The 11263-nt window shown below is 43.2% G+C and carries 8 protein-coding genes; 5 read left to right on the forward strand and 3 right to left on the reverse strand.

Annotated features, from left to right (window positions below; translation table 11 throughout):
* Positions 1-65 precede the first annotated feature (65 nt).
* Positions 66-350, reverse strand: a complete 285-nt coding sequence (locus HWQ36_RS20900) for a hypothetical protein (RefSeq protein WP_292706028.1) — start codon at positions 348-350, stop codon at positions 66-68.
* Positions 351-525: 175 nt separating this feature from the next.
* Here HWQ36_RS20900 and rpsB point away from each other — a divergent pair, with 175 nt between their 5' ends.
* From rpsB to recG, 4 genes are all read left to right on the forward strand, one after another.
* Positions 526-1320, forward strand: a complete 795-nt coding sequence (gene rpsB, locus HWQ36_RS20905; protein WP_163934263.1) for a 30S ribosomal protein S2 — start codon at positions 526-528, stop codon at positions 1318-1320.
* A 193-nt stretch (positions 1321-1513) separates the two neighbouring features.
* The gene (tsf, locus tag HWQ36_RS20910; RefSeq protein ID WP_292706035.1) at positions 1514-2458 is read left to right on the forward strand and encodes a translation elongation factor Ts; all 945 of its coding nucleotides are present in this window, start codon (positions 1514-1516) and stop codon (positions 2456-2458) included.
* 223 nt (positions 2459-2681) lie between these two features.
* On the forward strand, positions 2682-3518 hold the full coding sequence (locus HWQ36_RS20915) for a hypothetical protein (RefSeq protein ID WP_292706038.1): 837 nt from the start codon (positions 2682-2684) through the stop codon (positions 3516-3518).
* 87 nt (positions 3519-3605) lie between these two features.
* Positions 3606-6119: an ATP-dependent DNA helicase RecG gene (gene recG, locus HWQ36_RS20920; RefSeq protein ID WP_292706049.1), complete on the forward strand. Its 2514-nt coding sequence runs from the start codon at positions 3606-3608 to the stop codon at positions 6117-6119.
* Positions 6120-6150: 31 nt separating this feature from the next.
* Here the strand turns inward: recG and HWQ36_RS20925 are convergent, their stop codons facing one another.
* Positions 6151-7092 carry a glycosyltransferase gene (locus HWQ36_RS20925; protein ID WP_292706040.1) on the reverse strand — a complete coding sequence of 314 codons (942 nt, stop codon included), beginning with the start codon at positions 7090-7092 and terminating at the stop codon, positions 6151-6153.
* Between the two features lie 773 nt (positions 7093-7865).
* On the opposite strand from HWQ36_RS20925, the gene HWQ36_RS20930 reads away from it, so the two are divergent.
* Positions 7866-10226 carry a PhoX family phosphatase gene (locus tag HWQ36_RS20930; RefSeq protein WP_292706043.1) on the forward strand — a complete coding sequence of 787 codons (2361 nt, stop codon included), beginning with the start codon at positions 7866-7868 and terminating at the stop codon, positions 10224-10226.
* Between the two features lie 253 nt (positions 10227-10479).
* Here the strand turns inward: HWQ36_RS20930 and HWQ36_RS20935 are convergent, their stop codons facing one another.
* Entirely contained in the window at positions 10480-11040 is a 561-nt protein-coding gene (locus tag HWQ36_RS20935; protein ID WP_292706045.1) for a PEP-CTERM sorting domain-containing protein, read from the reverse strand.
* Between the last annotated feature and the right edge of the window lie 223 nt (positions 11041-11263).

The raw sequence follows: 11263 nt of genomic DNA on the forward strand, positions 1-11263 counted from the left end.
GATCGCTTCCATCGGGCGGTTACCAGTTCTGGTACAACTAGCTTTGCAAAGCTTTCAGCTGTCACTTAAGTACATATAGCTGTGTGCCAATTCAAACCAAGGGAAAAATTTGTGCTGAAGAATACTTGACGCTGGTAGTCGAGGCGTTCGCGTGAATTGAATCCACCATTTGAGACGCGATCGCAATCAGTCCAATCATTGTCGCCCGGAGTGAAGGCTGCTGGTGCTTTCAGGGAGTTGAAGTAGCCGAGTGCTTGAGTGTAGAGTTCATTACTGCACGTAGTCAGCGTGACCAAGCCGGGCGTAGAGTTGCCCGCTTTCAGGTCGCCATCGTGGACAAATACAAGCATAGCGCTTCCTCTTGTTGAGTGGGCAGCGCTGTTTTATCTCCCTTAGCAAACACTCTTGCGAATGTGCTAACCTAGTATGGTTAACTAATCTCGCACATCTAAGAATTCGGGTGTTTCCCAGGTTGGGAAATGCACTTGGATGGAGGTTTAACCCGAATCGGAGTTAAGAATTTATATGCCAGTAGTTTCATTGGCTCAAATGATGGAGTCCGGGGTTCACTTTGGGCATCAAACCCGGCGTTGGAACCCAAAAATGTCTCCTTACATTTATACTTCCCGCAATGGTGTGCATATCATCGACTTGGTGCAAACTGCCCAGCTGATGGATAATGCTTACAACTACATGCGATCGCACGCTGAACAAGGGAAGAAATTTCTTTTTGTTGGCACCAAGCGCCAAGCAGCTGGAATTATTGCCCAAGAAGCTAGCCGTTGTGGTTCCCACTACATTAACCAACGCTGGTTGGGTGGAATGTTGACCAACTGGGCAACCATCAAAACACGGGTTGACCGGCTCAAAGATTTAGAACGCCGTGAAGAAACTGGCGCACTAGATTTATTACCGAAAAAAGAAGCCTCAATGCTACGTCGGGAAATGACGAAGCTTCAGAAATATTTAGGCGGCATTAAAACAATGCGGAAAGTGCCCGATATCGTGGTAATCGTAGACCAACGACGGGAATATAACGCAGTTCAAGAATGCCAAAAGCTGAATATTCCCATTGTGTCCATGTTGGATACAAACTGCGATCCAGATGTAGTAGATATCCCCATCCCAGCAAACGACGATGCTATCAGATCAATTAAGCTGATAGTCGGAAAATTGGCAGATGCCATTTATGAAGGTCGTCACGGTCAGCTGGATGCTGAAGATGATTACGAAGATTACGACGGTAGTGAGTATGACGACGACTACGAAGAAACCGAATATACTGATGCCGTAATTCCCGAAGAGGAAACAGAGGAATAGTTCTGAGTGAAGAGTGCTGAGTAAGATAGAAAGACTCAGCAAATTGGATAGTGCTGAGTCTTGATTTTTGAAGTTGTAAGTTGTGATTTGTCAATGAAGAATAAAATTGATAACTGAACACTCAAAACTCAGCACTCAGTACTAAATTAGGTGAGTGATTACAACTCAAGGTCAAGTTAGGAATTGAGGCAAAATGGCGGAAATATCTGCAAAACTCGTCCAAGAGCTACGCCAAAAAACTGGTGCCGGCATGATGGACTGCAAAAAGGCGCTGATAGAAAATGATGGCAACATAGATGAAGCCATCGACTGGCTAAGAAAAAAGAACTTAGTTTCAGCTGGTAAAAAAAGCGATCGCATTGCGGCAGAAGGTCTGGTAGACACTTACATTCAGCCTAGTGGTCGAGTGGGAGTACTCATAGAAGTCAACTGCCAAACCGACTTTGTTGCTCGTAACGAAGCTTTTAAAGCTTTAGTTAAGAACTTAGCAAAGCAAGCAGCGACAGCTGATAGTGTTGAGTCTTTGCTGGCTCAACCCTATATTGATAGTGAAAGCGGCACTGTAGAAGAATTCATCAAGCAAACTATTGCCACCCTTGGTGAAAATATCCAAGTGCGTCGCTTTGTTAATTTTGCAATAGCAGAAGGCACACAAGGTGTAATAGACAGCTACATTCACACTGGCGGTCGAGTTGGTGTATTGGTAGAACTGGGTACTCAAACTGAGTCAGTGGCTGCTAATTCAGAGTTCCAAACCTTGGCACGGAACGCGGCAATGCAAGTTGCGGCTTGCCCAAATGTCGAGTATGTGAGCGTAGACCAAATACCAAGCGAAATTGCCCAAAAGGAAAAAGACATTGAAATGGGCAAGGATGATTTGGCGAACAAGCCAGATAACATCAAAGAAAAGATTGTTCAGGGACGGATTGAAAAACGCCTGAAAGAATTGGCTTTGCTCGATCAGCCTTACATTCGCGATCAAAGTATTTCTGTGGAAGACCTCTTGAAGCAAGCGAAGGCTAAATTAGGCGGAGACATCCAGGTGAATCGCTTTGTCCGATATATATTGGGCGAAGGCATTGAAAAGCAAGAAATAAGCTTTGCTGATGAAGTCGCTGCACAAATGGGCAGTAAGTAATATTATTGGTCATTGGTCATTGGTCATTGGTCTTTACCAAGGACAAAAGACAAATGACTCTTTACAAAACAGGTCAAGCAAATAGCCTGACCTGTGTTTTTTTTTAGTAGAGACGCGAAATATCGCATTTAATTTAAAATTTAAAAACCTTTGGGAAGTTATCATAAAATAAATTCGTACATTTGTACTATGTAATAGTTCACATGGACAAGAACGAAAAGATATGGCAAGAGCAATCGAGCGAATTGAACAGGATATTGCAGCACTCAAAGAAGCGATTCGGGCGATCGCACTAGAACTACAAAACGCTTATGCTAGTTATCTAAATACCTTGGGGCTAGCTGTACGAAAACAGTTGATTCTGGCGAGTTACCACCTTTGTACACAGGGGTATCCTGAAAACTTTCTGAATTTGTCATTGAATCAGCGCCAACAATTTCAACAAGCCATCCGCAAGTTGGGTCTAGTGGCAGCAAAAAGGTTGCTTGCTTATATTAAAAGTGAGGAAGTTGGGGGAGATGAGGGGGATGAGGGGGATGAGGAAGTAACATCCTCTTTATCTTCTGAACTTCTGGATGCCTCGAATTCTCAGTCTCTGAGGGCCAACACCTCTAATCCTATAGAACTGGCAAAATGGCAACAGAACTTAGAAGAGGTCACGCAAGAGATACTGAAAAAACTTTCCCATGATGCTAATCTTTTATTACAAAAATCTGGGGTATTACCTAAAAAATTACCAGAACCGATTTTAGCGGCGGCGGCGGCGGCATCAGAAGCATCTGCCGAGGTCATGCCAGGGCCACCCAACTTATTAAACTTAGTAATTGAAATTGAAAATGAGCAGCAGTCAGAAGATTCTGGACTGACGCAAATTATGGCTATTAACCTGCGGCTAGGAGAAATTGAATTTGCTGATGTGACACTATCCTCTGAACGTAGGCAAATTCGTAGTATTCTAGTTCAGCTAAACAAGCTAGGACGAGAGTATCAAAAGAAACATAGGGAAAGAGCGATCGCAGAAGCTGAAGCTGCATGGCGTGCTAGTTGGTTTGAAGATTAGTCATTTGTTCTTTGTCCTTTGTCCAGAGTCAAATAACTAATGACCAACGACTAATGACTAATGACTAATGACTAATGACTAATGACAATGACTAATGAACAACCAGATTGGATACGATTGCAAAAAGCCTTGGCAATAGAAGCCGAACGAGGCTTTACAGACTTGATGGGCAGAGAATACCGTTTCAGTGAATTTCTAAGCCTGACTTTGGGCAAATTCCCTACTGGCTTACCCCAAATTGAACGCCGCCGTTGGCAAGGGCTAGCAGTGCAATTTGCTAGTTATCCACATCTAGCACTGGAAGAAAGACAACATTTAGTAGCAGAAACTCGTAGGTATCTCTCCCAACTACAGCAAGAGGGGGAGGGGGAGCAGGGGAGCAGGGGAGCAGGGGAGCAGGGGAGAATTTATCAATCCAAAATCCAAGTTGCGCTTCCAGCGCACCAAAGGCGCGACCCAAAATCTAAAATCATTGCTGAGGTGAGTCGGAGACTTGCACCGAAAATTGAGCAAAAACTCAGTGATTTACCAGAAATAGGCTTCAAAAAAGCTGATAATTTGGCACGGCTTGGTTTACACACCGTCCGGGACTTGCTTTTTTACTATCCTCGTGACCACATTGATTATGCGCGTCAGGTGAATATCCGCGAGTTACAGGCGGGTGAGACGGTGACAATAATCGCTACAGTGAAGCGTTGCAACTGCTTTACTAGCCCTAAAAATCAGAAATTATCAATTTTAGAACTGGTCGTAAAAGATAACAGTGGTCAAATCAAAATTGGCCGTTTTTACGCAGGTACGCGCTTTAGCAGTCGCGCTTGGCAAGAAAGTTTAAAACGCCGTTATGCAGTGGGTAGTATTTTGGCGGCGTGTGGGTTGGTAAAAGAAAGTAAATACGGCTTGACGCTTGATAATCCAGAACTAGAGGTTTTGGCAAATCCAGGAGATTCGATTGAGTCGCTGAATATTGGGCGGGTGGTGCCAATTTATGGATTGACTGAGGGCGTGGTGGCGAATACAGTGCGACAGGCGGTAATTGCTGCTTTACCTGCTGCGGCTAACCTGAAAGACCCTCTGCCAAGTGGTTTGCGACAGAAATATGGTTTGATGGAATTGAAAGATGCGATCGCTAACATTCATTTTCCCAGCGACAGTGACGCTTTAAAAGTTGCCCGTCGTCGCCTAGTCTTTGACGAATTTTTCTATCTACAACTTGGTTTACTCCAACGTCAACAGCAAGCAAGAGCAATTCAAACCAGCGCTATCCTCGTTCCACGCGGTCAACTTGTAGAGAAATTCTACGAAATACTGCCTTTTGAACTCACTGGCGCACAGCAACGAGTTCTCAACGACATTCTCAACGATTTACAAAAACCTGCACCAATGAATCGTTTAGTACAAGGTGATGTTGGTTCGGGTAAAACAGTTGTCGCCGTGTTAGCTATCCTCGCAGCAATTCAATCTGGCTACCAAGCGGCGCTGATGGCTCCCACAGAAGTTTTGGCAGAACAACATTATCGCAAGTTAGTTAGTTGGTTTAACCTCCTACATTTACCAGTAGAATTACTGACAGGTTCCACCAAAACGGCTAAACGAAGACAAATACATTCTCAGTTAGGAACTGGTGAATTACCTCTGTTAGTGGGAACTCATGCCTTAATTCAAGACTCTGTAAACTTCCAGCAACTAGGGTTAGTGGTGATAGATGAACAGCATCGTTTTGGGGTAGAACAACGGGCACGTTTGCAGCAAAAAGGCGAGCAACCCCATGTGTTAACTATGACAGCTACCCCGATTCCCCGAACCTTAGCGTTGACGATACACGGGGATTTGGATGTTAGCCAAATTGATGAGTTACCACCAGGGCGGCAAAAGATTCAAACAACAGTATTATCAGGTCAGCAACGCAACCATGCTTACGACCTGATCCGCCGAGAAATTGCCCAAGGTAGGCAAGTTTATGTGGTTTTGCCCTTGGTAGAAGAATCAGAAAAATTAGATTTGCGATCGGCTGTTGATGAGCATCAAAAGTTACAAGAAAGCGTTTTTCCCGACTTTCAAGTCGGGCTGCTGCATGGTCGCATGAGTTCAGCCGAAAAGGACGAATCTATTACCAAATTCCGCGATAACCAAACGCAGATTCTAGTTTCTACTACTGTTGTTGAGGTAGGTGTAGACGTACCTAATGCGACAGTTATGCTCATTGAAAATGCAGAGAGATTTGGTTTATCACAACTGCACCAACTGCGGGGGCGTGTTGGTCGTGGCGCGGCTCAGTCCTACTGTCTATTAATGAGCAGTTCTAGAAGTCCTGATGCTCAACAAAGATTGAAGGTGTTGGAACAATCTCAGGATGGCTTTTTCATCTCCGAAATGGATATGCGTTTTCGTGGGCCAGGGCAAGTACTGGGAACTCGTCAATCTGGAGTGCCAGATTTTACCTTAGCGAGTTTGGTTGACGATGAGGAAGTTTTACTTTTAGCGCGGCAAGCAGCTGAGAAAATAATAGAGATGGATGTTACTTTAGAGCGTTGGCATTTGATGAAAGAAGAGTTGAAATATCGGTATGAACGGTTAATGGGTGGGGCGATTTTGACGTAGTATATCTAAGTCTGCGATCGCAACTTTTCAATCACGATACTTGCTGCATTTCGGCATACGCTTGATAGACACCCTTCACGTTGTACCAGTTGAGAAAAATTCGAGCAATTTCTAAAGCTAATTGCGGTTTGCCTAAATTAATTAACCATTGCAATAACGGAGCCATTGTCCGTTCGTTAAGTGCGCCGTTAAGTGACAAAATTCCCCAAAGTAAGCGATGCAGCCAAGTCATTTGAATCATCATTCGCACTTCCCATGTAGGATGCTTTTGATAAAACAAAACTCCCATCCGTCCGCGTTGAATTTCTTGGTCAATCAATCGGGGAATTTGCTCTAAGTTAAATGCTGGATGCCAGTGATATCCTACGGCTTCTGGACATTTAATTAATGTCAAACCTAGTTTTTTCAGCCGCACGCCTAATTCTAAATCTTCCCAACCATAGAGTTGAAAGCTGGTATCAAAAAGTCCCGCTTTTTCTAGCCAATATTTGGGAATTGCTACATTTCCGGTAGCAAAAAAAGCTGCTGAAAAATCTGTGACTTTGTAGGGTTCAGCCGTTGGGTTATTGAAATTACAAGTATTAATAACTGCACCGTAAGTGAAAAAGCGATCGCTCCCCAATTTCTCTTTCCCCTGCACTAGTGCGCTAGCATGAGCTTGCAGGAAATTATCCAGCACCACTAAATCGCTATCAATAAAGATAATTGTTTCACCCAGCGCCTTTTCTACCCCCAAATTCCGAGCCGCAGCTGGGCCAGCATGATCTTTCTGAAACCATCGCATATGGGGAAACTCGTCTTTATGTGCTGCTAACCACTCCAATGTGCCATCAGTAGAACCATCATCCACCAAAACAATTTCGTAACCAGTAACCGAACTTCGCAGACTTAACTTTTGCACCTCCAAAGCACGGAGGCACTTTTCTAAAATCGGTTGGCGATTATAAGTCGGTATCACAACGCTGAAAAACACAGTCTCACCCACAACACTATTTACCCATCTCCAGGATAGGACAGATGGGGCGCTGACACTGTTCCTTACCTGAATTCGGGTTAAGAAAAGAGCAAGAGGTGATAATTTTGAGTTAATTAAAATATAACCTAAGCTTAATTAATGTAAATTAAACTAAGCAAAAAGCCAATTAAATTTATCCATAAAAACCACGTAATTCAGCTTTAACTTATTATTAATAGATTATTTTTTATTGAAAATAGAGCAAACTCCAGCCCAGTCAATTAAGAGGATGTATTACAAATATTAGGCGAATAGAATGATGCCTCCGGCACGCCAAGGGCGAACGCTACTACACAAACATAATCCTTTGGAGAACCCGCAGGGTAGTCACCTCCGTGGACTAAGAGAAAATTAAGGATTTTTAACCCACGGAGGTGGGTTTTGTTTGTGTAGCCGCGATTTCTAATCGCCTGGTATATTTGCTTTTTATCCTGAAATTTGCTTTTTATCCTGAAATTTGCTAGACAACAAAGGCTTTAGTCAAGCACAGAATAAATCTCCATTAATCAAGATATAACCTGGACTTAATTTTTAATCATTAGATTTAGACGACAAAGTTAAAAAATTTTGTCTAGTTATGTAACCTAAATAGCAAACAACCTTTTGTTTAATAACAGGTTACTTACTATTCAAAATCTGTGGCATTTCATGTAAATAATTGATGGCTTTTTCTGTCAGTAATCAAGATTTGCCTCTACTAAATTTTTTATGTCACAACACAGGAGAATTCGATGTCTCAATTAAGTCGCAGACAAATTTTAATATTTTTTGCTGGAAGTGCTGGTGCTGCTGTGTTGGGAGACACAATTATAGATGGTGTTTCTAGTATTGTAGGAGCAAACAACAGGCGACTAAGCTTTACACCAGTGCGCTTACCCCATCCTTTACCCGTTTATAAACAGCAGAAAAGTTTCTTGCCAACGGCAATTGGTCAGGGACAGGTAATCAATGCATCTGCAAATGCGAAGTTAGATAGCTACAGCGTAGTTGATGATGTGGTTGTGCCACCAGAGTATGAACGTTATGTAATTATCAGCTGGGGCGATCGCGTCTTTCCCAACAACGATGAATATTTCGGCTACAACAACGATTATACAGGTTTTATTCCTCTCGGCAGAACCAACGATGTAGGCTATTTGTGGGTCAATCACGAATACGTGAGTTTTCCTTTTTCTGATTTAGCACCAGAAGCTCCTGCTGATGTTAAAGGATTGCCTACCACCTTTGAATCGGTGATTGGGTGGGCTTTGCCTTCTACCAGAAGTATTGAATTTGACGGCGAAGTTCTATATAACTTAGGCGGATCAATTGTTCGTATCTCCCGGCGTAATCCCAGTAACCGTTATGCTGTGGTTAAAGGTGATGCGAGAAATCGCCGTCTTCATGGTCTTTCTGGGTTGGGAATTAATAGCCAAAGGAGTGATGAATATAAAAATGTCACTTCTTGGGGAAGTCGTAGCTACCAGAAAGGCGATCAAAACTATCTCATCGCAACTGGCCCAGCCGCAACCCAAGTATTTAACCTCTCCTCCGATGGACTAGGCGACAAAATTATTGGCACTAGCTATAACTGTTCTGGTGGTACAACCCCTTGGGGAACTATTTTAACTGCTGAAGAAAACTTTCAAGGAAGTGCAGCATTTTTTGTTGGTGTCACAGAATCAGTCAACCCTAATGGAACTCAAACAGCTTACACCGATGGTACTACTGGTAAGACCTTCGGTTTAGTGGGGGAAAAATACGGTTGGATTACAGAAATTGACCCCGTTAATCCGAATTGCCGTCCTCGCAAACACACTTCATTGGGTCGTTTCCGCCATGAAAACGTTGCCGTTCGTGCTGAAGCTAGAAAACCATTAATCGCCTACATGGGTGATGACAGACGTGGAGGGCACACCTGGAAATTTGTCAGTGCAGGTATTATTTCTTCACCAACCAGCAAAGCCAACAGCAGTTTGTGGGAAAGTGGTACTTTATATGTTGCCCGTTACAATCCAAATGGCACGGGTCAATGGATACCCTTACGTTTAACCACTTCCACCAATCCTATTCCGCCATCGGTGATTTCTTCTGTGGAGTTTGCTGCTTTGGGTTCAGCTCAAAGAAATGGCCTTTTATCCCTACCAAAACGCAATGGGATTGCAGGGCAAACTACAGATGGTGGTTCCCTTGCAGTCGATCGCACCAATGAAGCTGATAGACTACCTGCTTATCAAGGTAAAAAGCTATCTGACTTCTACACTTCCCAAGGTGCTGTTCTCGTTGATGCCTTCTTAGCAGCGAACTTAGCCGGTGGAACTCCCACCGCACGTCCAGAAGATATAGAAGTGCATCCGACTACCAAAGAAGTGTTCATTTCTTATACTGATGGTGCGCCAGGAAGTGACGGTTATCCAGATTCCCGCATTTTCCAAGTTGCCAAGTTAAGTACAGATGTCAACGCAACGCAGCAATCCGGGGGATTGTACAAAATTATTGAAGATAGTGCCGATGGTACAGGTCAAACCTTCCGTTGGCAGAGATTTGCTCAGGGTGGAGAAGCCGGATCAATTTCTGGTGCTGGTTTTGCCAATGTAGATAACTTAGTGTTCGACAATAAAGCAAATATTTGGGGTGTGACGGATATGTCTACCACCACTCACAATGGTTTTAATGTCGGTGCTGCCGGGACTGTAACTCCCATCGACCACAAAGCTAGTGGTAATGTTTCTAACTTCACAGGGGTTTTCGGTAATAACTGGCTATTCTACATTCCTACTACTGGTAAGAATGCTGGAGAGGTAATACCATTTGCTCAAGGGCCAGTGCGTTGTGAGATGACCGGGCCAACCTTTGTAGGAGATACGCTGATTATTTCGGTACAACATCCCGGCGAAGATAGCCCAATCAACGATGGCACGATTCTGAGCCGTGAGATTGAATTAATTGATTTGAATGGTGTTACATTCAATCAGGCTCGGACTGTGCCTCGTGGTAGTAGTTGGCCAAGCAACATCTCAACTGCTGACGGTGGTAAGGGTCAACCTAGAAGTCTTCCCAAACCATCTGTAATTGCCATCAGACGTAAGCATCCGACTGGCGATTTTACTTAAGACTACTTGTGGGGTGGGCTTCTCATAACGAAGGGCGGACAAGATGTCCACCCCACAATAAAAATCGGATGTTTTTTTATTTGGAAGTTTCTGAGATAATAACGTCTCTACATTAATTTTCACTTCCCAGGTATCAATACTAGTACAGCACGGCGGAAATAAGCCACCCATTTGAAATGCCTGAAACCCTTGCGAACAAGTAATTACGAATTACGAATTACGAATTACGAATTACGAATTACGCCTTGCGGTACTAGTTTGTCAGTCCAGATACTTTTTTCTGGCGTTTCATCCCCAACGCCATAGCACCAGCGATCGCTATACCACCAAGAGTCATCGGTTCCGGTATCGGTGTACTCTTAGAGTAAGTTACTGTACCCACCTCTGTTGTAGACAATAAGCCAGCACTCAGAATGCTATAAAATTTTATTCCTCCTGTATTTGGATTACCTGGATCGTTACCGATGAAAAACTGATCTTCAACTAAATAGCTTAATCCTGACAGGTTGCCATTTGTAAAGCTGACTACAGGAGATAATGGGTAATCAAAATCACTCGCCTCTGTATACTGAGTACCCAAGTAGTCAAACGCAATAGATAATCCATTGCTAACGCCCAGAGTTTCCTCACCTATGTCGGTTAAGGTCGAGTCATCATATTGAAAAGAGCCGAAATACTGACCGGGATTATCGCCAGATGTCGCATTCACGGTGAAACCATAATTAACCAAGGCAGCTTGCGTCGGTTTAGCAACAGCAGCAACCGAGATAGCAACAGCAAAAGCAGTAATGCTAATATTTTTAGCTAATTTCATTAGAAAATGCTCCGAAGCTAAAAAACGAATAATTCTGTAATTTCACTTAAATAAACTTTCAACCAATGTATGTAGGTTAAGAAATAACAAACGAAAGATTATCTTTGTTAAACCTTTAAGCTTGTTCGCTATATATAAATTTTGTGTAAACTTATTTCAATCTTTAAACCTCATCTAAGTTGAGAACCGTAGTTTTCGCCCTCACCCTAAATCCCTCTCCCAT

The sequence above is a fragment of the Nostoc sp. NMS2 genome (assembly GCF_017115105.1).
Taxonomy (GTDB): domain Bacteria; phylum Cyanobacteriota; class Cyanobacteriia; order Cyanobacteriales; family Nostocaceae; genus Nostoc.